Origin of the sequence: Nocardioides marmotae, assembly GCF_013177455.1 — a bacterium.
In the GTDB taxonomy this organism is placed as follows: Bacteria; Actinomycetota; Actinomycetes; order Propionibacteriales; family Nocardioidaceae; genus Nocardioides; species Nocardioides marmotae.
This window is the reverse complement of the sequence record NZ_CP053660.1, coordinates 2081872-2104418: the sequence shown is the minus strand read 5'-3', so window position 1 is coordinate 2104418 and position 22547 is coordinate 2081872. Positions and strand designations below refer to the sequence as shown.

The following is a 22547-nucleotide window of genomic DNA, read 5'->3' as shown; positions in this document are numbered from 1 at the left end:
CTCAGCCGACCCGCTCGAGCAGGTCGGCCGTCGTCGCGACGGCGGTCGCCGGCGGGACGAGCCGGGCGCCCAGCTCCGCGGCGCGCCGGGCGACGCCCTCGTCGAGGACCTCACCCAACGCCGCGGTCAGCCGGGGCGCGTCGAGCTCCCGGAACGGCAGGGCGGTCCCGACCCCCTGCCGGGCGAGCAGCCGGCCCCAGACCGGCTGGTCGGCGCTGAACCAGGCCACGACCGCCGGCAGGCCGGCGCGCAGCGCGGCCGCCGTGGTGCCGGCGCCGCCGTGGTGGACCGCCGCGCGGCACCGTGGCAGGACCCGGGCGTGGTCGACCGGGCCGACGACCCGCACGTCGTCGGAGGCCGACGTCGCGGGGTCGCTCCAGCCGGAGCTCATCAGCACGCGGACACCGAGGTCCGCAGCGGCGCGGGTGAGCGTCGCGACGAGGGCGGCGGGGTCGGGCACCGGCATGCTGCCGAGGCCGACGTACACCGGCGCGGGGCCGGCGGCGAGCCAGCCCTCGAGCCCGCCCTCGGGGTCGCCCTCGGAGTCGTCATCCGGTCCGTCGCCGACGCCAGGCCCGAGCCCGACCCGGTCGGCCGGCGCCAGGTCGAGGAAGCCGACGAGCGGGCGGCGGGCGCCCCACTCCTCGGCGACGCCGGGGACGAGGAGCGGGTCGTAGGCCTGCACCTCCAGGGCCCCGCGGTCGCGCAACCGGTCGGGCAGGTGCACCCGCGGGGCGGCGAGGCCGAGCGCGGCGCGCTGCTCGCGCTCGGCGGCGCGGGTCAGGTCCCACCGCAAGCGCTCCCCCAGCGACCACGCGGCACGCTGGACCCGATGCCCGCCGCGCGGCACGAGCGGCACCGCACCGGAGGGGCGCACCGGGCAGTAGTGCAGCGCAGCGAACCCGGCGCCCGCCCGCTCGGTCACCGCCGCGGCGACCTCCTGGCCCAGCAGCCCCGTCACCACGACGTCGTCGCGGCCGACCAGCGGCACCAGGGCGGAGCGCCACTCGTCCCACCCGTGCGCCGCGACGGCGCGCAGGGCGCGGAACCGGCGCACCGGCGAGGCCGAGCGCATGTCGCGCCGCACCAGGTCCGAGCCGAGGAGTGCGCGCGTGCGCGGGCCGACGGCGACCGGGTCCAGCCCGAGCGCCTGGGCCGTGCCGGCGAGGTCCGGGGCCACCGCGACCACCACCTCGTGGCCACGTCGCCGCAGCTCCAGGGCCACGGCCAGGGCGGGTTGGACGTCACCACGACTGCCCGGCAGGGCGAGGACGAACCGCACGACGCCACCGTAGGAGACCACCGTGACCACTGACGACACCGCCTTCGCCGTCCGGGCGCGGGGCCTGGTCAAGACCTGGGGCGGGCACCGCGCCCTCGACGGGGTCGACCTCGACGTGCCCGCCGGCTCCGTGCTCGCGCTGCTCGGCCCCAACGGGGCGGGCAAGACCACCACCGTGCGGATCCTTGCCACGCTGCTGCGCCCCGACGCCGGCACCGCCCTCGTCCACGGCCACGACGTCGCCCGCGAGCCCGACCGGGTGCGCCGGCTGATCGGCCTGACCGGGCAGTACGCCGCGTTGGACGAGGCCCTGACCGCGACGGAGAACCTGGTGGTGATCGGCCGGCTGCTCGGCCTGCGCCCGGCGCGGCGGCGCGCCGCGGAGCTGCTGGAGGAGTTCGGCCTGGCCGAGGCCGCGCGGCGACCGGTGTCGTCGTTCTCCGGGGGCATGCGCCGCCGGCTCGACATCGCCGCGAGCCTGGTCGCGCGCCCGCCGGTGATCTTCCTCGACGAGCCGACGACCGGCCTGGACCCGCGCACCCGCGCCCAGATGTGGGAGACCGTCCGAGGCCTGGTGGCCCAGGGCAGCTCGGTGCTGCTGACCACGCAGTACCTCGAGGAGGCCGACCAGCTCGCCGACCGGGTCGCGGTCGTCGACCGCGGCCGGGTCGTCGCGGACGGCACCGCAGACGCGCTCAAGGCCTCGGTCGGCGACGCCCGGCTCCACGTGCGCGTCCCGGCCGAGCGGCGTACCGAGGCTGCCACCGTCCTGGCCGCCCTCACCGGGGCGGACCCCTCGCCGGTCGGGGCCGACGGGCTGGTCGGCGCGGTGCGCTCCCCCGCGGTCAGCGGCGACCTCGTCGTCGCGCTGCGCGAGCGAGGGATCGAGGTGGCCGAGATCGCCGTGCAGCGGCCCTCCCTCGACGACGTCTTCCTGGCGCTGACCGGCCAGGGCCCCGACCGGACGGGCCCCGCGGAATCGGGCGCCGAGGAGGACGTCGCATGAGCGCCACCAGCACCCGGCCGAGCCACCGCGCGACCCACCGGGCCGTCGCCCGGGGCGGCGCAGGCGGCGCGGCCGGCGGCCACCGGACCGGCCCGGCCGCGGCGACCTCGCAGGCGCTGACCATGGCCTACCGCGGCCTGCTCCGCATCCGCCACGACCCGCAGCGGCTCTTCGACGTCGTCGCGCTGCCGGTGGTGGCGACGGTGATGTTCGCCAACGTCTTCGGCGGGGCGGTGGCCGGCGGGATCGACGAGTACCTCCCCCGCCTCGTCCCCGGCGTCCTCGTCCAGATCGCGGTGACCGCCTCGGTGGTCACCGGCGTGCAGCTGCGCGACGACCGCGACCGCGGCGTCTTCGACCGGTTCCGGTCGCTGCCGATCGCCCGGACCGCGCCGCTCGCGGGCTCCCTCCTCGCCGACGTGGTGCGGTACGTCGTCGCCGTGGGCATCACCGTGCTCGTCGGCGCGGCCATGGGCTACCGGCCCCAGAGCTGGGCCGGGCTCGCGCTCGGCGGCCTGCTCGTCGTGGTCTGCGCGTTCGCGCTGAGCTGGGTCTTCGCCTTCCTCGGCATGGTGATGCGCAGCGCCTCGGCCGTGCAGGGGGCCTCGATGCTCGTGCTGATGCCGCTGTCGTTCATGTCCAACGCGCTGGTGCCGGTCGAGACCATGCCCGGCTGGATGCGGGCGATCGCCGAGGTCAACCCGATCACCCACATGGTCTCCGCGGTTCGTGCCCTCGCGGCCGGCGACCCCGCCGCCGGACCGGTCGGCTGGTCGCTCCTCGGCGCCGGAGTCGTGCTGGCCGTGATGGCCCCGCTGACCGTCCGCGCCTACGTCCGCACCGAGTGACCCTCCGCCCGTCCCCCGCTTCCCCCACCGAGAGGACCCCGTGCCCGCTCCCGCCGCCGCGAACCGGCTGACCTACGACGACGACCTGTTCCTGCGCACCCGGCGGGTCCTCGGGGTGCCGGTCGTCAACCAGACGATCTGGCGCGTGCCGGCCCCGCTGGACCGCGACCGGCTCGCGGCCCTGCACCGCCACCTCGCCCGGGGCCGGCTGGCCCGGGTGGCGGTGCCGCCGCGGGTGCCCGGCGCCCGGCCGCGCTGGGTCCGCTCGGGCGTCGTCGCGCCGCTCGTGGTCGACGAGGCACCCGTCGCCCCCGACGCGGTGCTCGCCTGGGCCGACGCGGCCGTCGCCGGCACCGACCTCGACCCGGTCGGCGGGCCGGGCTGGGCGCTGCGCGCCGCGACCACCGCCGACGGCGGGACGGTGCTGTCCTTCCTCACCTCCCACGTCGTGGCCGACGGCGGCGCGCACCTCGGCGCGATCGTCGAGGCGGTGCGCGGGGAGACCGTGCCGCGGCTGCCCGTCGACGACCTCGCGGCCCTGGAGACCACCCGCCGCGACGACCTCCGGGACGCGGCGGCGCAGGTCGGCCGGGCGGCCCGGGGCGTGGCCACGGCGGTCCGGCGGTCCCGGTCGCCGCGGCCGGCGACCCCGCTGGAGGGCGCCCAGCGCTCCGAGGACACCCCGCCGCGCCGGCCCGCGCCCGGCGACGAGGCGACGTACGTCGTCCCGACCGTGGTCGTGGACTGCCCCGCCGAGGCGTGGGAGGCCGCCGCGCGGCGACACGGCGGCAGCGCCAACACCCTGCTGATCGCGCTCACCGTCGAGGTGCTGCTCGCGACCGGCCGCGTCGAGGCGGGCCGGCCGGTCCGGGCGGCCGTGCCGGTCAACCTCCGCGAGGGCGCGGCCGACCTGCGCTCCAACGCCACCTCCGGGGTCTCGGTCGCCGTGCCGACCACCCTGGTCGACGGGGTCGGCCGGGTCACCGACCTCGCCGCCGTGCGGGACGCGACCCGGGTCGAGCTGGCCTCCCGCGCCGCCGGCACCCGGCACGACCCGCTCGAGCCGCTCAAGCCGCTGCTCCAGGTGCTGCCCGACCGCGCCGTGGCCCGGCTGGCCCGCGACAACGCCGCGCCCCTGTGCCTGGCCTCCAACCTCGGCGAGCTCGCGGAGGAGTACGCCGCGCCCCTGGGCGCCCGGCCCAGCTCGGTGATGATGCGCTCGGTCACCCCCGGGGTCACCCGCGGCCAGATGCGCCGCACCCGCGGCGGGCTGAGCAGCTGGTGGTCGCGGCACGGCGACCGGGCGACGCTGTCGCTGGTGTGCCTGGACCCCGACCTGGTCCCCGGCCCCGACGGCCCCGCGCGCCTGCGGGGCACTGTGCTCGAGGCGTTCGCGCGGTGGGAGGTGCCGGCCGAGGCCTGGTGAGCGCCCCCCGGGGCACGCCCTCATCCGTCGAGGATCCGGCCCTCCTCGAGGCGCAGCACCCGGTCGGCCACGGCGCGGACGCGGGCGTCGTGGCTGGAGACGAGCACCGCGCTGCCGGCCCGCGCGGCCCGCGCGAGCGCGGCGGTCACCAGCTCGGCGCGCTCGTCGTCCTGGTGACCGGTCGGCTCGTCGAGCACCAGCACCCGCGGCGCGAGCACCAGCCCGCGGGCGACCGCGACCCGCTGCTGCTCCCCCAGCGAGGTCTCACCCACCCGCCGGTGCGCGAACGCGCCGAGGTCGAGCTCGTCGGCGAGGCGGTCGAACGGCACGGCCGTCCCGGCGGAGCGGTACGTCGGCAGCAGCACGTTCTCCTCGACCCCGAGCCCCACGACCAGGCCGTGCTGCTGGGGCACGACCGCGACGAGGGACCAGTCGGCGGCCGGGCCCGGCGGCCGGCCGTCGACGGTGACCGTCCCGGCGTCCGGCTCCTCGAAGCCGGCGGCCAGGTGGCACACGGTCGTCTTGCCCGAGCCCGACGGGCCGAGCAGCGCGACCAGCTCACCGGGCGCGACGCACAGCGAGACGTCGTGGAGCACCGACACGCGGCGGCTGCCGGCGCCGTACCCGTGGCTGACGCCGCGCAGCTCCAGCCCGCTCACGACCGCTCCTCCGGGGCGCGCAGCCGCACGTGGTCGCCGTCGGTCTCCACCACGACCCGGCGGGAGGGGAAGCGCTCGAGCAGCGCCGGCGGCAGCTGGAGCCGGCCGGCGGAGTCGATGACCGCGACCGTCTCCCGCGCCCCCTCGGTCTCGCTGGAGAGCACGCCGTCGTGCAGGCGCAGCAGGCGCTCGGCCCGCTCGGTGACCCGGGCGTCGTGGCTGCTCACCACGACCGCGCTGCCGGCGGTCGCGACCGCGGCGAGCGCGTCGAGCACCCGGTCGGCGTTGCGGTGGTCGAGCTCCGCGGTGGGCTCGTCGGCGACCAGCAGCGCGGGGCGGCCCACCAGGGCCATCGCCACGGCCAGCCGCTGCTGCTCCCCGCCGGACATGGTGGCGGGCCGGTGGTCGGCCCGGCCCGCGAGGCCGACGAAGGCCAGCACGTCCTCGGCCCCGAGGCCGCTCCCGTCCGACTCGCCGCCCGCCCGGCGCCAGCCGGCGACCTGGCGCACGTGGTCGGCGGCGGTGAGGTGCGGGAAGAGGCCGGCGGACGCCCGCTGCGGGACGTAGCCGATCCGCCGGTGCCGCAGCCGGCGCAGCGCGCCCGCCGACGCGCCGGCGACGTCGCTGCCGAGCACCTCGAGCACGCCCGCGCTGGGCCGCTCGCGCGCCGAGAGCAGGCTGAGCAGGCTGCTCTTGCCGCTGCCCGAGGGCCCGGCGACGACGGTGAGCGTGCCGGCCTCGACGGTGAGGTCGACGCCGCGCAGGGCGTAGGTCTCCCCCGTCGCCGACCGGTGCACCCGGGTCAGGTCGCTCGCGACGACCACCGGTTCAGCCCTCACCGCGCAGCACCTCCGCGCTCGTGCGGCGGCGGGCCCGGACCAGCCCGACCAGGGCCGCGGCGGCGACCATCACCGCCGCCAGGACGCTCACGGCCGCGACCTCCTCGACCCCCAGCCGGGGTCGGCTGATCGGCAGCACCTGGCCGACCTGGTCGATGAGGCTCGGGCCGAGCAGCAGCGCGGTCGTGGAGAGCGCGGTCGCCGCCGCGGCGGTCAGCACCGCGCGCACGACCTCCCAGGTCCGCGCCGCCTCGAGCTGCCGGGGCCGCCAGCCCATCCGGGTCAGCAGCACGTCGGCGACCGCGTCCCGGTCGGCCAGGCGCAGCCCGAGGGCGAGCACCACGGCGAGCGCGAGCAGCAGCACGACCAGGCCGAGCACGACGACGTACTGCGCGGCCCAGGAGGTGGCCAGCAGCCCCTCCCCGACGGCCGCGCCGGCCGCGGTCGCGACCGTGGTCGGCGGGAGCCCGGCGGAGCGCAGCGCCTCGCGCAGGTCGGTGGGGGCGGCGCCCGACCACACCTCGGCGCTGAACGCCCCCACGTCGGCGACGGCGAGCGGGTCGCGGGGGTCGAGGGTCGGCGGGAGGAGCGGGAAGACCCGGCTGCTGGCCGCGATGACGGCCGCCTCGCCGGTGCCGGCCTCGGAGCCGGGGAAGGCGGGGAGGACGCCGACGACCACGTAGGGCAGGTCGGTCTCCTCGTTGACCTCCATGGTGCCGCGGTCGCCGACCTCGCGGTCGGTGTCGCCGGCGAGCAGGACGGGTACGCCGCCGGCCGTGCCGCCGAGCCGGGCCAGCAGCCCGCGGCCGGGCGCCAGCGTGCCGGTCGAGCCCCAGTCGGCGACGGCGGCGAACGTCGCCGGGTCGACGGTCAGCAGCTCCTGGGCGCCGAAGACCGGCGGGAGGGTCACGCGCTGGCGCCACACCAGCGTGGACTCCTCCACCGGCGGCCGCAGGGCGCGGCGCCCGCTCCCGCGCAGCCCGTCGCCGACCGACGCCACCGACGGCGCGCCGACGAGGGCCGCGACCTTGTCGTCCGCGCCGTCGACCAGGCCGCGCTGGACGGTGAGGGTGTAGGCGAACAGGCCGAGGGTCACCGCCAGCACCGCGGTCAGCGCCCGCTCGCCGCGCCCGAGCCCGGCGGCACGGCGGGTGGCCAGCCACCGCGGGCTGCCGGGCCGGGCGCCCGGCAGCCGAACCAACGGGGCGACCCGGACGACGACGGCCGCAGCGCAGGCGGCCAGCAGCAGGGGCAGCACGGTGGTCAGCGGCGAGTCCGCCCGGCGGGCGGGGTCCAGGGAGAGCACGCCGGCGAGGACGGCCGCGGTCGCGACCAGCACCAGCAGCTCCCACGGCACCGCGCGCACCCGGGCGCCCAGCCGGCCCGGAGCGCTCCGCTCGGCGCGGACCGCCCCGACCAGCGCCACGACCGCGGGCAGGACCAGGACCAGCCCGGCGCCCACGCCGGCGCGCACCCGGTCGCCGGTGACCAGGTCGCCGGCGCCGAGCGCGGCCGGTGGGCCGGCGACCGCGATCGCCAGGAGCGCCAGGCCGACCCCGACCGGCGCCGCCAGCACGGCGACCGGCACCAGCTCCAGGACGGTCAGGCCGGCGACGGCGAGCGGGTGGACGCCGAGACCGGCGGCGAGGGCGCCCTCGCGGCGCCGGCTGCGCCCGACGAGCACCCAGGCGGTCACGAGCAGCGCGGCGGCGAGGACCTGGCCGGCGGCGGCGTACGGGCCGACCTGGCGCTCGGCGCTCAGCGCGGCGGAGCCGGCCTCGTCCACGACGTCGGGCAGGCCGGTGGCCAGCTCCAGACGGGTCGGCAGCGGCGAGGCCCGGTCGGTGGCCGCGGCGAGCTCGGAGGAGTCGTCGAAGGCCTCGACCGCGATCCGCTGCACCGCGGCCACGGCGGCGTCGGCGGTCGCGGGGTCGAGGTCGGGGGCGACCGCGAGGTCGGCGGCGTAGAGCGGCTCCTCGTCGATCGCCCGGGCGAGCGAGGCGAACGCCGCCGGGGCGGCGATCACGAGCGGGCTGGCCGAGCCCGGCCGGGACGGGTCCAGCGGGAGCACCCACTGGTCGCTGCCGGGCAGGTCGGCGGCGGCCGCCGGCAGCACCGAGCCCGGCGCGGTCTCGTAGGTCCCGGCGACGGTCGTCGGCGTCGTACGGGTCAGGGCGGAGCCCGCCGAGAGGCTCTCCAGGCCCACCCGGACCGGGTCGCCGGTGCTCACGCCGAGCCGGTCGGCGACGTCGGTGGGCAGCCACACCCCGCGGTCCTCGGCGTCGCCGCCGAGGGCCTCCACGACGCCGTCGTGGAAGAACAGCGCCCCACCGGTGGTGCTCTCCCCCGCCCGCACGAGCGCGCGGAGCCGGCGGTCCTGGGCGGTGGCGGTGGCGCCGAGCGCGGGCGCGGCGTACCCGGGCAGGTCGTCCAGCTCGGCGAGCACCACGTCCTGGGCCGTCGCCGGGAGCACGCCGGTCCAGGTGGCGCGCAGGTCGGCGGACGCGCCCGGCGCGGGCTCCGCGGCGGCCGCCTCGAGCCCGGCGTCGAGCGCCGCGGTGCGGGCGCTGGTGGCGAAGAGCCCGGGGGCCACCACCGAGGCGACGAGGAGGGCGGCGGCCAGCAGGACCAGGCCCAGCCATCCCGGCGAGTGCGCCAGGCGCACCGGCGCCGCCGTCCACAGCGGGTGCCGGTGCGCGCGGGCCATCAGGTCGCCCGGTGCAGGATCAGCACGGCCCGGTCGTCGTCGCCGCGAGAGACCTGGTCCAGCACCCGCTGGGCGGCGCCGGCGAAGCCGCGGGCGACCGCCTCGCGGGCGGTCCGCTGGAGCCACCCGATGCCCTCGTCGAGGTCGCTGTCGCGGGACTCCACGACGCCGTCGGTGTAGAACATCAGCGCCTCCCCGGGCGCGAGGGTGCCGCTGGAGGAGACCAGCTCGGGCTCGGCGACCACCCCGAGCGCGGTGCCGCGGGCGCCGTCGAGGCGCCAGGTGGCCGCGGCGGCGTCGTACCGCAGCGCCGGCGGGTGGCCCGCGCTCGTCACCGTCCAGCAGCCGTCGGCGAGGTCGACCAGCACGTGCACCGCGGTCGCGAAGGACTCCTCGGACCGCTGGCGCAGCAGGAAGCGGTTGGCCGCTCGCATCAGCTCCTGCGGCGGGAGCGCGCCGATCAGCCCGTCGAGCGCGCCGGCGAAGTGCAGCGCCTGGGGGCCGGCGGCCACCCCCTTGCCGCAGACGTCGACGAGCACCATCTCCAACCGGCGCTCGTCGTCGCTGAGGGCGGCGACGAGGAAGTCGCCGGCGTAGTCGGCGCCGTGGGAGGCGATCATCGCGCTCTGCGCGGTCCAGCCGGCCGGCAGCGCCGGGACCGTGCCCTGGGCCTGCAGGCGTGCCTTGAGCTCGGCGAGCAGCGCCTCGCTCAGGGGTCCGGGCAGGCCGCTGCGCTGGCGGCTGGACTGGTAGAGGATCAGCGCGGCCGAGGCCAGCAGCGTCGCGGCGACCGCGGCGCGGGAGGAGGTCAGCGGGCCGGCGCGCACCATCGCGCCCAGCCCGACGACGAGGACGAGCCCGGTCAGCGGCAGCAGCGCCTCGAAGCGGAGGGTGAGCATGCCGAGCAGCAGCCACACGAAGTACGTCGTCGCCGGGAGCTTCTGGTAGTCGGTCCACGACACGAGGCCGGCGAGGAGCACGCCCACGCACAAGAGCACCAGCACCCGTCGCTGGCTGTCCCAGGAGCCCGAACGCCACTCGCGCACGAAGGTCGCGGGCAGGCTCACGCGCGGAACAGTAGTGCCGCTCGCGCCCGCCCGTGGCGCTTCGACCGCGCCGGTCGACGCGGCCGCTAGGGTCGCGTGCCGTGAGCACCCCACGCCCCAGCTACGAGCAGCTGACCACCCTGCCCGCCTACGCCCAGCAGCCGGTCCCGGTCGCCTTCGAGGACGTCAACGGGCACCTCAACGTGCGCCACTACACCGGCATCGCCAGTGAGGGGCTCGACGAGTCGCTCGTCGACCTCGGGATCCCGCAGAACTGGCCGGCCCTCGGCCACGCCTGCTTCTCCGCCGAGCACCACCTCACCTACCTCGCCGAGCTCCGCACCGGCGACCTGATGTCCGCGCGCGTGCGCCTCATCGGCCGCTCCGAGCGCGCCGCCCACGCGCTGGTGCACCTGCTCGACGACACCCACCAGCGGCTCAGCTACGTGATGGAGGAGGTCTTCCTCCACATCGACATGACCACGCGGCGTACCGCGCCGTGGCCCGAGGACGTCGCCGCCGCCCTGGACCGCCGCATCGCCGAGCACGCCGAGCTCCCCTGGGAGCCCGACGTCTCGGGCTGCCTCGGCCTGCGCTGATCCGCGGTCGTGCGCGCCCCCGCCGGCCCGGCGGGTCGCGGGGGCGCGCCGAAGAGGTGCTTGTCGCCTCCGTCAGGTGGTCACTAGGTTCGCGAGCAACCCGGTGGGCTCTCGGGCCCCCACCCTGACGGCAGACAGGACTCGACATGACCACACGGGAGCACGAGGACGCCGCTTACTTCCAGGAGAGGCAGCTGCGCGGCGGGGTCGCCGGCTGGGTCCTGCTGGCCGGGCTCGGCGTCGCCTACGTCATCTCCGGCGACTTCGCCGGATGGAACTTCGGCCTGGCCGAGGGCGGCTGGGGCGGCCTGGTCGTCGCCACGGCGATCATGGGCGTGATGTACCTGTGCATGGTGCTCGGCCTGGCGGAGATGTCCTCGACGATCTCCACGGCCGGCGGCGGGTACGGCTTCGCCCGCCGCGCGCTCGGCCCGTGGGGCGGCTTCCTGACCGGCACCGCGATCCTCATCGAGTACGCCATCGCGCCGGCCGCCATCGCCAACTTCATCGGTGCCTACGTCGACTCGCTGGTCGGCATCGACGGGCCGCTCGTCTTCGCGGTGTTCTACGCGGTCTTCATCGGCCTGCACCTGTGGGGCGTCGGTGAGGCGCTGAAGCTGATGTTCGTCATCACCGCCGTCGCCGTCGTCGCGCTGGTCGCCTTCGTGGTCGCCGCGGCGCTGAAGTTCGACGCCGGCAACCTCGTCGACATCGCCCCCACCGACGCGGCCGGCGCCAGCGACTTCCTGCCGTTCGGGCTGATCGGCATCTGGGCGGCGCTGCCCTACGCCATCTGGTTCTTCCTCGCCGTCGAGGGCGTGCCGCTGGCCGCCGAGGAGACCAAGGACCCCGCCCGCTCGATGCCGCGCGGGATCATCGCCGCGATGCTCACGCTGCTGTGCTTCGCCGCGCTGATCCTCCTCGTCGCGCCGGGCGCGGCCGGCGCGGACTCGCTGCGGGAGTCCGGCAACCCGCTGGTCGACGCGCTGGAGACGGCGTACGGCGGCTCGACGGCGGTCAGCACCTTCGTCAACGTCGTCGGCCTGCTCGGCCTGATCGCCAGCTTCTTCTCCATCATCTACGCCTACTCGCGCCAGACCTTCGCGCTCTCGCGCGCGGGCTACCTGCCGAAGGTCCTCTCCCGCACCGGCAGCCGCAAGACGCCGTACCTCGCGCTCGTCGTGCCCGGCATCATCGGCTTCGTCATGGCGATGCTCAACGAGGGCGATCTCCTGATCCTGGTCGCGGTCTTCGGGGCGACGATCTCCTACGTCCTGATGACGCTCTCCCACATCGTCCTGCGCGTGCGCGAGCCCGACCTCGAGCGGCCTTACCGGACGCCGGGCGGCGTGGTGACCACCGGCATCGGCTTCGTCCTGGCCTGCGTCGCGGTCGTCGCCGGGTTCTTCGTCAACTCCACAGCGGTGCTCATCACGGCCGGCGTCTTCGCGGTCGCCATCGCCTACTTCGCTCTCTACAGCCGCCACCACATCGTCGCGGGAGCTCCCGAGGAGGAGTTCGCCGCCATCGAGGACGCCGAGAAGGGACTCTCGTGACCGACCTGACCGCAGGGACCGAGCAGCCGGTGAACGACCGGATGCTCACGCTGGACCGGCTGCGCCGACTCGTCGCCGACGGCGAGGTCGACACGGTGGTGATGGCCTTCACCGACATGCAGGGCCGGCTCCAGGGCAAGCGCCTGCACGCGGGGTACTTCCTCAACGTCGCGCTGGAGTCGGGCACCGAGGGCTGCAACTACCTGCTCGCCGTCGACATCGACATGAACACCGTCGACGGCTACGCCATCTCCTCCTGGGAGCGCGGGTACGGCGACATGGAGTGGGTGCCGGACTGGCGCACGCTGCGGCTGCTCCCCCACCTGCCGGCGACCGCGATGGTCCAGTGCGACCTGCTGTGGCCCGACCACGAGCCGGTCGCGGAGTCGCCGCGCACGATCCTGACCGCCCAGCTCGATCGCGCCCGCGAGCGCGGCTGGGAGGCCCACGCCGGCACCGAGCTGGAGTTCATCCTCTTCGAGGACACCTACGAGGAGGCGCAGGCGCGCAACTACCAGCGACTGCGCGCCTCGAACCAGTACAACATCGACTACTCCGTCCTCGGCACGACGCGCGTCGAGCCGCTGCTGCGCGACATCCGCAACACGATGTACGCCGCCGGGATGGACGTCGAGGGCGCCAAGGGCGAGTGCAACCTGGGCCAGCACGAGATCGGCTTCCTCTTCAACGAGGCGCTGGTGACCGCCGACAACCACGTCGTCTACAAGACCGCGGCCAAGGAGATCGCCGCTCTCCGTGGCAAGTCGCTGACCTTCATGGCCAAGTACGACCAGCGCGAGGGCAGCTCCTGCCACGTCCACCTCTCCTTGCGCGGCCTCGACGGCGAGCTGGTCTTCTGGGACGCCGAGCGCGGCGAGCGCTCCCGCGTCTATGACCAGTTCATCTCCGGGCTGCTGGCGACGATGCGGGACTTCACGCTCCTCTACGCGCCCAACATCAACTCCTACAAGCGCTTCGCCGACGGCTCCTTCGCGCCCACCGCGATCGCCTGGGGCATGGACAACCGCACCTGCGCGGTGCGCCTGGTCGGGTCGGGCCCCTCGGCGCGCCTGGAGAACCGGGTTCCCGGCGGCGACGTGAACCCCTACCTGGCGATCGCGGCGATGATCGCCGGCGGCCTGCACGGCATCGAGAACGACCTCGACCCGGTGCCGCCGACCGAGGGCAACGCCTACACCCAGGGCCTGGAGCTGGTGCCCCGCACGCTGCGGGAGGCCCGGGACGCCTTCGCCTCCTCGAAGGTGGCACGATCGGCCTTCGGTGACGCCGTGGTCGACCACTACACGAACATGGCCGATGTCGAGCTCCAGGCGTTCGACGCGGCGGTCACCGACTGGGAGCTGCGCCGGGGCTTCGAACGCATGTGATCCCCGGCCCGACGAGGGGAGCCGCATGACCGACCTGTTCACCGTGGTCAACCCGGCCACGGCCCGGCCGATCACCGACGTGCCGCTGGCCTCGCTCGAGGAGACCGACGCCGCGATCGCGCGCGCCCACGAGGCGTTCGCCTCCTGGCGCGCCGTCGCGCCCGGCGAGCGGGCCGCGCTGCTGCGGCGCTACGCCGCGGTCGTCGACGCCCACGTCGAGGAGCTCGCCGAGATCGAGGTCCGCAACGCCGGGCACACCTGGGGCAGCGCCCGCTGGGAGGCCGGCAACGTCCGCGACTGCCTGAACTACTACGCCGGCGCGCCCGAGCGGCTCTTCGGCCGCCAGATCCCCGTCGCCGGCGGCACCGACGTGACCTTCCACGAGCCGCTCGGCGTCGTGGGGATCATCGTGCCCTGGAACTTCCCGATGCCGATCGCCGCCTGGGGCATGGCCCCGGCGCTGGCCGCCGGCAACACCGTGGTCCTCAAGCCGGCCGAGCTGACCCCGCTCACCGCGCTCCGGCTCGCCGAGCTCGCGCTGGAGGCCGGCCTCCCCGAGGGCGTGCTGACCGTGCTCCCGGGCCGCGGCGACGTGGTCGGCGAGCGGTTCGTGACCCACCCGCTGGTGCGCAAGGTCTGCTTCACCGGCTCCACCGCGGTCGGCAAGAAGGTGATGGCCGGCTGCGCCGAGCAGGTCAAGCGGGTCACCCTCGAGCTCGGCGGCAAGAGCAGCAACATCGTCTTCGCCGACGCCGACCTCGCCGCGGCGGCCGCGGCGGCGCCGTACGCCGTCTTCGACAACGCCGGCCAGGACTGCTGCGCCCGCTCCCGGATCCTCGTCGAGCGCTCGGCCTACGAGGAGTTCCTCGCGCTCCTCGAGGCGGCCGTCACCGGCCTGCGGGTGCTCGACCCGACCGACGAGGCCTCGGAGATGGGCCCGCTGATCTCCGCCCGCCAGCGCGACACCGTCGCGGGCTACCTGTCCGAGGTCGACGTGACCATCGCCGGCTCGACCCCCGGCGGCGACGGCTTCTGGGTCGCCCCGTCGGTGGTGGCCGTGGACGACCCGGCGCAGCGGATCTGGCGCGAGGAGGTCTTCGGGCCGGTCGTGGCGGTGATGCCCTTCGACGACGAGGCCGACGCCGTCGCGCGGGCCAACGACACCGACTACGGCCTCTCCGGGTCGATCTACACCCGCGACCTCGGCCGCGGGCTGCGCGTCGCCCGGGCCGTCGAGGCCGGCAACCTCAGCGTCAACTCCCACGCCTCGGTCCGCTACTGGACGCCGTTCGGCGGCTACAAGCAGTCCGGCCTCGGCCGCGAGCTCGGCCCGGACGCCCCCCAGGCGTTCACCGAGGAGAAGAACGTCTTCATCGCCCACTGATCCGCACCACACGACCAACCGCGGTCGTGTGCCCGCCGACGCGCCCCCGCGCGTCACGGGGCACACGACCCGATCCCAGGAGGGACATCGCATGGCAGGACGCATCCAGGACCGGGTCGCGGTCGTCACCGGCGGGTGCTCGGGCATCGGCCTGGCGACCGTGCAGCGCTTCGTCGAGGAGGGCGCCAAGGTCGTCATCGGCGACATCGACGACGAGCGGGGGCACACGCTGGTCGGCCAGCTCGGCGGCGCCGACGTGGCGACGTACGTCCACGTCGACGTCACCGACAAGGAGCAGGTCGACGCGCTGTTCCAGACCGCGAAGGACACCTACGGCTCGGTCGACATCGCGTTCAACAACGCCGGCATCAGCCCGCCGGAGGACGACTCGATCCTCGACACCGACCTCGACGCGTGGCGCAAGGTGCAGGAGGTCAACCTGACCAGCGTCTACCTGTGCTGCAAGGCGGCGCTGCCCCACATGCTCGAGCAGGGGAAGGGCTCGATCATCAACACCGCGTCCTTCGTCGCCGTCATGGGCGCGGCGACCTCGCAGATCTCCTACTCCGCCTCCAAGGGCGGGGTGCTGTCGATGACCCGCGAGCTCGGCGTGCAGTTCGCCCGGCAGGGCGTGCGGGTCAACGCGCTGTGCCCGGGGCCGGTCAACACGCCGCTGCTCCAGGAGCTCTTCGCCAAGGACGCCGAGCGGGCCGCGCGCCGGCTCGTGCACGTCCCGATGGGCCGGTTCGGGGAGCCCGAGGAGATGGCGGCGGCCGTGCTGTTCCTCGCTTCCGACGACTCCTCGTTCATGACCGCCAACACGTTCCTGGTCGACGGCGGCATCTCCGGTGCCTACGTCACCCCCCTCTGAACCCCCCTCTGAGCCGAGGAGGCCGTCGTGTCCGCACCGGTGATCGGGCTGACCACCTACCGTGAGCAGGCCCGCTGGGGGGTCTGGGACCAGCCCGCCGACCTGCTCCCGACGGCGTACGCCGCGGCCGTCGAGGCCACCGGCGGCCTCGCGGTCCTGCTGCCGCCGCTCGACCAGGTCGGCGCGGCCGACGCCGTGGTCGGCCGCCTCGACGGGCTGGTGATGACCGGCGGGGCCGATGTGGACCCGGCGCGGTACGGCGCCGAGCCGCACGCGCGGACCGCGGGCTGGCGCCCGGAGCGCGACGCCTGGGAGCTCGCGCTCCTCGACGCTGCCGGCGCCGCGGGCCTGCCCGTGCTCGGCGTGTGCCGGGGCATGCAGCTGATGGCCGTCCACGCCGGCGGCGCGCTGGACCAGCACACCCCGGACCTCGTCGGCCACGAGGAGCACTCCCCCGGCGGCGACGCCTTCGGCCGCACCGCGGTGCGCACCGTCCCCGGCACGCTGGTCGCCGGCCTGGTCGGCGAGCGGCTCGACGTCGCCTGCCACCACCACCAGTCGGTCGCCACCCACCCCGGTTGGGTCGCGGCCGCACGGGCCGAGGACGGCACGCTGGAGGCGATGGAGGTGCCGGGCGACCGGTTCTGCGTCGCGGTCCAGTGGCACCCCGAGACCGCGGCCGACGTCGGCCTGCTCGCCGGGCTGGTCCGCGCCGCCGCGTCGTACGCCGCCGGGCGGGACGCATGAGCGCTGCCGTCACCGGGTGGACCGTCGCCCCGGACTCCCCGCTGCGCGACGACGTCGTCGCGCTGCTCGAGGAGCACCTGCGCGACATGCACGCCACCAGCCCGGCCGAGAGCGTCCACGCCCTCGACCCGACCGCGCTGGTCCGGCCAGGGACGTCGTTCTGGACCGCCCGGACCGCCGAGGGCGAGCTGCTGGGCTGCGTGGCGCTGCAGGAGCTCGAGCCGGGCCACGTGGAGCTGAAGTCGATGCGCACCGCGACCGCGGCCCGCCGCCGCGGGGTCGGCGCGGGCCTGCTCGACCACGTCCTGGCCGCCGCGGCCGCGGCCGGGCACCGGCGGGTGAGCCTGGAGACCGGCACCGAGCCGTACTTCCTGCCCGCCCGCACGCTCTACCGCTCCCGCGGGTTCACCGAGTGCCCGCCGTTCGGCGACTACGTGCTCGACCCCCACAGCGTCTTCTTCACCCGCGAGCTGTGAGCGGCGCTCCGCTCAGGGCGCGGCGACGGCGGCGACCGCGGCGACCAGGCGCGCCTCGAAGCGCCGACGCTCTGCGGGGTCGGTGACCCACCCCTCCCCACCCGGCGGCGGGAGGAAGCCGACGGTGTCCACGACCTCCCAGTACGGCTCCCGCGGCCGCCCGGTCAGCGCGGTGTAGGCGGCGGCGAACGCCTCAGCCCGCTCCAGGCCGTGCAGCACGGCGAGGTTGGTCGCGCAGTGGGCAACGTCGAGCCACGCCGGCCCGGTCGACGTCTCGACCCAGTCCACGACCCCGCTGACCCGGTCACCGTCCCAGAGCACGTTCCAGGGCTGGAAGTCGCGGTGCAGGAACGTCGGCTCGTACGCCGGGGGGCCGGCGCGCAGCACCTCGAAGGCCTGGCGCCACACCTCCGGCCGCTCGGCCCAGCCCGGCACCACGTGCTTGGCCGGCCCGGCCCACGACTCGTAGGTGCGCGGCGGCGGGTCGGCCCGCACGTCGTGGATCGTCGCGAGCGTCGCGGCGAGCGCACGCAGGGAGGCGTCGTCGGCGCGGTCCGCGTCGACGCGGCCGGGCAGCAGGGTCATCAGGTGCGCCCCGGCGCCGGCGTCCAGGGCCAGGCTGCGGGGCGCGGGCACGGGGGTGTCCGCGAGCTGGAGCTGCACCTCCCGCTCGCGGGTCGTGAGCGCGACCCGGTGGGCCGCCCACGGCTCCCGGTCGACGACCCGCAGGACGGTCGCGGCGCCGTCGACATGGGTCAGCGCGAGCAGGGTGGAGGTCGTGCCGCCGCTCAGCGCGCGGCGGGCCACGACCGGCGAGCCGACGCAGCGCGCGGCCCAGGCGACCGGGTCCGTCTCGCTCAGAACGGCTCCCCGTCGAACCGCTCGCGCACGGCCAGCTCCTCGACGGGCAGCCGCGTGAGACGGGTCAGCTGCTTGACCGGCCGCCCGAGCGGCACCACGGCGGCGAGCGCGTAGGTGTCGGGCAGACCGAGCAGGTCCTTGACCTCCGGCTCCATCGCGGTGGCCATGGTGGTGATCGTGCCGCCGTACCCCTCGGCGCGGGCGGCGAGCAGCACGTTCCACACCAGGGGGTAGACCGAGGCGCCGCCGACGATGCCCACCCGGTCGAGGTCCTGGTCCATCGCGGCGACGACCGCGAGGTCGACGACGAAGACCAGGACGACCGGCGCCCGCAGGACCGGCTCGGTGAACGACGACGGCACACGGGTCGCCGCGATCTCCTCGGCGCTCGGCCCGGGCGGGTGAACGGGGTTCCACGGGCTCTCCCCCGCCTTCTTCTGGGCGACGTAGCGGCGTACCGCCGGCTCGTTGAGCTCCGCCAGCCGCTCGCGGGTCGCCCGGTCGCGCACCACGACGACCCGCGTCCCCTGGCGGTTGCCCCCACTGGGCGCGAACCGGGCGTCCTCGAGGATGCGGCGCAGCACCTCGTCGGGCAACGGGTCGTCGGTGAACTCGCGCACCGCCGCGGTCGTGCGCATCACCTCGGAGAGCTCCATCACGCCACCGTCTCATGCGCCACCGACCCGGGAACCCGACACTGGTGCCCGTGCCCCCTCCCGCGCCCGTCCAGCTCAGCGCCCACCGGTGCCTGACCCGGCAGGCCGTCGACCGGGCGCTCGCGCTCGACGTGGACTTCGTCGAGTTCGACGTCGAGCGCTGCGCCGACGGCACCCTGGTCGTCTTCCACGACTCGGTGGTCGAGGTCGGCGGCGAGGAGGTCCCGCTGGCCTCGCTGTCCCTCGACGCGCTGCGCGCGGTCGTGCCGGACCTGATGCTGTACGACGAGGTCCTCGACGCCCTCGCCGGCCGGCGGCGCGCCCACCTGGACCTGAAGTTCGTGGGCAGCTGCGCCGAGGCGACCGCCCGCGCGGTCGAGCGGCTGGGCGCCGACAACCTGGTGGTCACCACCCTCGACGACGACGCCGTGCGCGAGGTGCGCGGCTGGGCCGAGGCGCACGGCCACCCCGACCTGCTCGTCGGGCTCTCGTTGGGCCGGCGGGTGACCGGCTTCCCGGTCTGGCGCCAGTTGCGGGTGCGCGCCTCGGAGGTCTGGCCGCACCTGCGCTACCGCCAGTCCCGCGCGAACCTCGTGGTCGCCCACCACTGGCTGGCGCGCGCGGGGGTGGCCGGCTTCGCCCGCCGCCGGCGCCTGCCGCTGCTGGTGTGGACGATCGACACCCCTCGGTCGCTGCGGTACTGGCTGCGCCCGGGCCGCGCCTTCCTGGTGACCACCAACCGCCCGGAGGAGGCGCTGGCGGTCCGCGGGCGGCGTACCGCGAGGATGTGGGGGTGACCCAGCGCCCCGACGTCCTCGGCGCCCCCTACCGGGCCGAGGAGATCCACCTCCCCGACGACGCGGAGGGCCCCGTCGTCGCCACCCTCGTCCACCGGCCCGCCGCCGAGCCGACGCGGCGGGCGGTGCTGCACGTGCACGGGTTCGCCGACTACTTCTTCCAGACCGGGTACGCCGAGTGGTGGACCGCGCGGGGCTACGACTTCTACGCCCTGGACCTGCGCAAGTACGGCCGCTCGATCCGGCCGCACCAGACCCCGAACTACGTCGCCGACCTCGCGGAGTACTTCGTGGAGCTCGACGCCGCGTGGGACCTGGTCACCGGGCGCGACGGGCACGACCACGTCGTGCTCACCGGCCACTCCACCGGCGGCCTGACCACGCCGCTGTGGGCCGACGCGCGCCGGCCGCCCGAGCTGCGCGGGATGGTCCTCAACTCCCCCTGGTTCGACCTCCAGGGCAGCCCGCTGCTGCGCACCGTCGGCACGGTGCTCGTCGACCAGATCGGCCGGCGCACGCCGATGCGGGTCCTGCCGCGCAGCGTCTCCGGCCTCTACGCGCGCAGCCTGCACCGCGACCACGAGGGCGAGTGGGACTTCGACCTGACCTGGAAGCCGCTGGAGTCCTTCACCGTCCACGCCGGCTGGCTGCGCGCCGTGCGCCGCGGCCACGCCCGGCTGCACGCCGGGCTCGAGGTGCCCTGCCCGGTGCTGGTGCTCTCCTCCGACGCCAGCTCCCGGCCCGCGGAGATGGGCGACGACGTGCACCGCCACGACATCGTGCTGGAGGTCCCGCACATCCGGCGGTGGGCCGGCGCGGTCGGCCCGCACGTCACCTACGTCGCGGTCCCCGGCGCCCGGCACGACGTCGTGCTCTCCCTGCCCGCGCCGCGCGCCGCGGCGTACGACGCGATCGGGCGGTGGCACGACGCCTGGGTGTCCTGAGACGCCGCGTCGCGGACACCCGCCCCGGCGACCGCGCGCCCCGCTAGGGTCCGGCGCATGAATCCCGTGACCGCAATCTCCCTGGGCCGCATCGCGATCGGCGCCGTCTCGCTCTACGACCCGACCATGGCCGCCAAGCAGATGAAGCTGGACCCGGTGGGCAACCCGCAGGTGCCCTACCTGACCCGGCTCTTCGGCGCCCGCGAGGTCGCCCTGGGCGTCGCGACGCTGATCGCGAGCGGCTCGGCCCGGCGCAACCTGGTCCTCCTCGGGGTGCTCGTCGACGCGGCCGACGCCGCGACCGGCTACCTGGCCATCCGCGACGGCTCGGCCCCGGTCCAGGCCGGCCAGGGCATGACCGCGATCGCCTCCGGCGCGGTCGTCGGCGGCCTGCTCGGCCTCCGCACCGGCAAGGACAAGAGCGCCACCGCCTGACCGACCGCTCGCCCGACTGACGGGCTGACCGCGCGGGGGGCTCCGGGCCCTCCCGGGCTCAGAGCGCGAACGACACCAGCGCGGTCAGCCCGACCACCACGATCACCGCACGCAGGACGGTCGGGGGCAGCCGTCGACCGACGGTCGCCCCGACCTGCCCGCCGATCACCGCACCGACGCCGATGAGCGCCACGATCCGCCAGTCGACGTCCGCCACGACGACGAAGAGCAGGCCCGCGACGCCGTTGACGATCGCGGCGAGGATGTTCTTGACCGCGTTGAGGCGCTGGAGCGACTCCTCGATGCCGATGCCGAGCAGGCCCATGAGGATCACGCCCTGCGCGGCGCCGAAGTAGCCGCCGTACACCCCGGCCAGGGACGTCGCCGGCCAGGTCCACCACGGGTCGGGCCGGTCACCGTCGACCGGCCGTGCCGCGCGCCGGCGGGCGACCGCGGCCGAGACCCGCGGCTGCACGACGACCAGCACGACGCCGAGCCCGATGAGCACCGGCACGATCGCCTCGAACGCGCCCGCGGGCAGGACGAGCAGCAGCACCGCGCCGACCAGACCGCCCAGCAGCGAGGCCGAGGCGAGCCGCAGCACCCGTGCCTTCTGGCCCGCGAGCTCGCGGCGGTAGCCGATCGCCCCGGAGATCGAACCGGGCACGAGCCCGATGTTGTTCGAGACGTTCGCGACGACCGGCGGGACGCCGAAGGCCAGGAGCGTCGGGAACGTGATGAGCGTCCCCGAGCCGACGACGGTGTTGATGGCGCCCGCGGCGACCCCCGCGAGCAGGATCGCCACCGACTCCAGCAGCACCTACGGAGCCGGCGGAGCGGGCGGGGACGCCGGCGACTCCGGCGGTACCTCGACCGGGTCGATCGAGGGGTCCGTCGCGGTGACGGGCTCCCCGACCGGGCCGGCGTCGCTGCTCGAGCCGGCGTTCCCGCGCGGGTCCGCGGCGCTCTCCGCCGCGCGGATCGCCTCCCGGACGGCCTCGTTGGCCTCGCTCAGCTCGGCGTCGTCGCGGTTGGCACCGCGGGGCAGCTGCGGCTCGGCCGGGCCCATGTCGACGCGGGTGCGCGGACCGGAGACCTCCTGCGGGATGCCCTGGAGCTGGCTCATCGTCGAGCCGAGGCCCTTGAGCGCCTCGTTGAACTCGCTCGGGACGATCCAGACCTTGTTGGCGTCGCCCTCGGCGATCTTCGGCATCATCTGGAGGTACTGGTAGGCCAGCAGCGACTGGTCCGGGCGGCCGTCGTGGATGGCCTGGAAGACCGTCTGGATCGCCTGGCCCTCACCCTGGGCCCGCAGGATCGCGGCCTCGCGATCGGCCTGGGCGCGCAGGATCTGCGACTCGCGCTGACCCTCGGCCTGGAGGATCGAGGACTGCTTCTGGCCCTCGGCGGTGAGGATCGCGGACTGGCGCTGGCCCTCCGCGGTCAGGATCGCGGCGCGCTTGTCGCGGTCGGCGCGCATCTGCTTCTCCATCGTGTCCTTGATGGACGGCGGCGGGTCGATGCTCTTGATCTCGACCCGTCCGACGCGGATGCCCCACTTGCCGGTGGCCTCGTCGAGGACGCCGCGCAGGCCGGAGTTGATCGTCTCGCGGCTGGTCAGCGTCTGCTCGAGGTCCATGCCACCGACGATGTTGCGCAGCGTGGTCATGGTGATCTGCTCGACGGCCTGGATGTAGTTGGCGATCTCGTAGGTCGCCGCGACCGGGTCGATGACCTGGAAGTAGATGACCGTGTCGATCTCGACGGTCAGGTTGTCCTCGGTGATCACCGAGGACGGCGGGAAGCTGACGACCTGCTCGCGCAGGTCGATCAGGTAACGCACCTTGTCGATGAAGGGCACGACGATGTTCAGGCCCGCCGGCAGCGTCTGCTTGTACTTGCCGAACCGTTCGACGATGCCGGCGCGTGCCTGGGGCACGATCCGCACGGTCTTGGCCAGCACGGTGATCACGAAGACCAGCAGCAGCGCCAGGACGATCAAGATGGCCGTAGTCAAGGG

General features: G+C 75.6%; 22 protein-coding genes. 13 read left to right on the top strand and 9 right to left on the bottom strand.

Going from position 1 to position 22547, the window contains the following annotated elements:
• Position 1: 1 nt before the first annotated feature.
• On the bottom strand, positions 2-1282 hold the full coding sequence (locus HPC71_RS10195; protein ID WP_171896652.1) for a glycosyltransferase: 1281 nt from the start codon (positions 1280-1282) through the stop codon (positions 2-4).
• A gap of 22 nt (positions 1283-1304) precedes the next feature.
• Between HPC71_RS10195 and HPC71_RS10190 the strand changes: the two genes are divergently transcribed.
• Genes HPC71_RS10190 through HPC71_RS10180 form a run of 3 tightly spaced genes read left to right on the top strand, consistent with a single transcriptional unit; the run spans position 1305 to position 4562 of the window.
• Positions 1305-2288 (top strand): ATP-binding cassette domain-containing protein, encoded by a 984-nt coding sequence (locus HPC71_RS10190; protein WP_171896651.1) that lies wholly within the window; start codon positions 1305-1307, stop codon positions 2286-2288.
• Positions 2285-3136, top strand: coding sequence for an ABC transporter permease (locus tag HPC71_RS10185; RefSeq protein ID WP_154614394.1), 852 nt, complete (start codon positions 2285-2287; stop codon positions 3134-3136). Before HPC71_RS10190 ends, HPC71_RS10185 begins: the two co-directional genes overlap by 4 nt.
• 40 nt (positions 3137-3176) lie before the next feature.
• The gene (locus tag HPC71_RS10180; protein ID WP_154614395.1) at positions 3177-4562 is read left to right on the top strand and encodes a hypothetical protein; all 1386 of its coding nucleotides are present in this window, start codon (positions 3177-3179) and stop codon (positions 4560-4562) included.
• A gap of 20 nt (positions 4563-4582) precedes the next feature.
• Here HPC71_RS10180 and HPC71_RS10175 read toward each other — a convergent pair whose 3' ends face one another.
• Genes HPC71_RS10175 through HPC71_RS10160 form a run of 4 tightly spaced genes read right to left on the bottom strand, consistent with a single transcriptional unit; the run spans position 4583 to position 9834 of the window.
• On the bottom strand, positions 4583-5221 hold the full coding sequence (locus tag HPC71_RS10175) for an ABC transporter ATP-binding protein (RefSeq protein ID WP_154614396.1): 639 nt from the start codon (positions 5219-5221) through the stop codon (positions 4583-4585).
• Complete coding sequence (locus HPC71_RS10170) at positions 5218-6060, bottom strand: ABC transporter ATP-binding protein (RefSeq protein ID WP_154614397.1); 843 nt, start codon at positions 6058-6060, stop codon at positions 5218-5220. Before HPC71_RS10170 ends, HPC71_RS10175 begins: the two co-directional genes overlap by 4 nt.
• Positions 6050-8767: a hypothetical protein gene (locus HPC71_RS10165; protein WP_154614398.1), complete on the bottom strand. Its 2718-nt coding sequence runs from the start codon at positions 8765-8767 to the stop codon at positions 6050-6052. The genes HPC71_RS10170 and HPC71_RS10165 overlap by 11 nt, the downstream gene beginning before the upstream one ends.
• Positions 8767-9834, bottom strand: coding sequence for a PP2C family protein-serine/threonine phosphatase (locus HPC71_RS10160; RefSeq protein ID WP_154614399.1), 1068 nt, complete (start codon positions 9832-9834; stop codon positions 8767-8769). Before HPC71_RS10160 ends, HPC71_RS10165 begins: the two co-directional genes overlap by 1 nt.
• A gap of 80 nt (positions 9835-9914) precedes the next feature.
• On the opposite strand from HPC71_RS10160, the gene HPC71_RS10155 reads away from it, so the two are divergent.
• The 7 genes from HPC71_RS10155 (at position 9915) to HPC71_RS10125 (ending at position 16834) form a co-directional block, all read left to right on the top strand.
• Positions 9915-10412, top strand: a complete 498-nt coding sequence (locus HPC71_RS10155) for a thioesterase family protein (protein WP_154611677.1) — start codon at positions 9915-9917, stop codon at positions 10410-10412.
• A 146-nt stretch (positions 10413-10558) separates the two neighbouring features.
• Complete coding sequence (gene eat, locus HPC71_RS10150; RefSeq protein ID WP_154611678.1) at positions 10559-11968, top strand: ethanolamine permease; 1410 nt, start codon at positions 10559-10561, stop codon at positions 11966-11968.
• Positions 11965-13356 (top strand): glutamine synthetase family protein, encoded by a 1392-nt coding sequence (locus tag HPC71_RS10145; RefSeq protein ID WP_284438258.1) that lies wholly within the window; start codon positions 11965-11967, stop codon positions 13354-13356. The genes eat and HPC71_RS10145 overlap by 4 nt, the downstream gene beginning before the upstream one ends.
• A 25-nt stretch (positions 13357-13381) precedes the next feature.
• On the top strand, positions 13382-14740 hold the full coding sequence (locus HPC71_RS10140; protein ID WP_154614400.1) for an aldehyde dehydrogenase family protein: 1359 nt from the start codon (positions 13382-13384) through the stop codon (positions 14738-14740).
• Positions 14741-14831: 91 nt separating this feature from the next.
• The gene (locus HPC71_RS10135; RefSeq protein ID WP_154614401.1) at positions 14832-15611 is read left to right on the top strand and encodes a 3-oxoacyl-ACP reductase; all 780 of its coding nucleotides are present in this window, start codon (positions 14832-14834) and stop codon (positions 15609-15611) included.
• A 27-nt stretch (positions 15612-15638) separates the two neighbouring features.
• Positions 15639-16358: a gamma-glutamyl-gamma-aminobutyrate hydrolase family protein gene (locus HPC71_RS10130; RefSeq protein WP_171896650.1), complete on the top strand. Its 720-nt coding sequence runs from the start codon at positions 15639-15641 to the stop codon at positions 16356-16358.
• Positions 16355-16834: a GNAT family N-acetyltransferase gene (locus HPC71_RS10125; protein ID WP_154611681.1), complete on the top strand. Its 480-nt coding sequence runs from the start codon at positions 16355-16357 to the stop codon at positions 16832-16834. Before HPC71_RS10130 ends, HPC71_RS10125 begins: the two co-directional genes overlap by 4 nt.
• Positions 16835-16846: 12 nt before the next feature.
• On the opposite strand, the gene HPC71_RS10120 is transcribed toward HPC71_RS10125, so the two are convergent.
• Positions 16847-17641, bottom strand: a complete 795-nt coding sequence (locus HPC71_RS10120; RefSeq protein ID WP_171896649.1) for a phosphotransferase family protein — start codon at positions 17639-17641, stop codon at positions 16847-16849.
• 50 nt (positions 17642-17691) lie between these two features.
• On the bottom strand, positions 17692-18351 hold the full coding sequence (locus HPC71_RS10115; protein ID WP_154614403.1) for a nitroreductase family protein: 660 nt from the start codon (positions 18349-18351) through the stop codon (positions 17692-17694).
• Between the two features lie 50 nt (positions 18352-18401).
• Here HPC71_RS10115 and HPC71_RS10110 point away from each other — a divergent pair, with 50 nt between their 5' ends.
• Genes HPC71_RS10110 through HPC71_RS10100 form a run of 3 tightly spaced genes read left to right on the top strand, consistent with a single transcriptional unit; the run spans position 18402 to position 20527 of the window.
• Positions 18402-19148 carry a glycerophosphodiester phosphodiesterase gene (locus HPC71_RS10110; RefSeq protein ID WP_195849508.1) on the top strand — a complete coding sequence of 249 codons (747 nt, stop codon included), beginning with the start codon at positions 18402-18404 and terminating at the stop codon, positions 19146-19148.
• Positions 19145-20092 (top strand): alpha/beta hydrolase, encoded by a 948-nt coding sequence (locus HPC71_RS10105; RefSeq protein WP_171896648.1) that lies wholly within the window; start codon positions 19145-19147, stop codon positions 20090-20092. The genes HPC71_RS10110 and HPC71_RS10105 overlap by 4 nt, the downstream gene beginning before the upstream one ends.
• Before the next feature lie 57 nt (positions 20093-20149).
• Positions 20150-20527 (top strand): hypothetical protein, encoded by a 378-nt coding sequence (locus tag HPC71_RS10100; protein WP_154614405.1) that lies wholly within the window; start codon positions 20150-20152, stop codon positions 20525-20527.
• A 58-nt stretch (positions 20528-20585) separates the two neighbouring features.
• On the opposite strand, the gene HPC71_RS10095 is transcribed toward HPC71_RS10100, so the two are convergent.
• Together HPC71_RS10095 and HPC71_RS10090 are read right to left on the bottom strand one after the other, a co-directional pair.
• Positions 20586-21347, bottom strand: a complete 762-nt coding sequence (locus HPC71_RS10095; RefSeq protein WP_216656585.1) for a sulfite exporter TauE/SafE family protein — start codon at positions 21345-21347, stop codon at positions 20586-20588.
• Positions 21348-22544, bottom strand: coding sequence for an SPFH domain-containing protein (locus HPC71_RS10090; protein WP_154611686.1), 1197 nt, complete (start codon positions 22542-22544; stop codon positions 21348-21350).
• Positions 22545-22547 lie beyond the last annotated feature (3 nt).

Excerpts from the sequence above, each read along its gene's own strand:
- HPC71_RS10185 (WP_154614394.1), top strand. The coding sequence starts at position 2,285 with ATGAGCGCCACCAGCACCCGGCCGAGCCACCGCGCGACCCACCGGGCC.
- HPC71_RS10135 (WP_154614401.1), top strand. The coding sequence starts at position 14,832 with ATGGCAGGACGCATCCAGGACCGGGTCGCGGTCGTCACCGGCGGGTGC.
- eat (WP_154611678.1), top strand. The coding sequence starts at position 10,559 with ATGACCACACGGGAGCACGAGGACGCCGCTTACTTCCAGGAGAGGCAG.
- HPC71_RS10140 (WP_154614400.1), top strand. The coding sequence starts at position 13,382 with ATGACCGACCTGTTCACCGTGGTCAACCCGGCCACGGCCCGGCCGATC.
- HPC71_RS10165 (WP_154614398.1), bottom strand. The coding sequence starts at position 8,767 with ATGGCCCGCGCGCACCGGCACCCGCTGTGGACGGCGGCGCCGGTGCGC.
- HPC71_RS10115 (WP_154614403.1), bottom strand. The coding sequence starts at position 18,351 with ATGGAGCTCTCCGAGGTGATGCGCACGACCGCGGCGGTGCGCGAGTTC.
- HPC71_RS10125 (WP_154611681.1), top strand. The coding sequence starts at position 16,355 with ATGAGCGCTGCCGTCACCGGGTGGACCGTCGCCCCGGACTCCCCGCTG.
- HPC71_RS10100 (WP_154614405.1), top strand. The coding sequence starts at position 20,150 with ATGAATCCCGTGACCGCAATCTCCCTGGGCCGCATCGCGATCGGCGCC.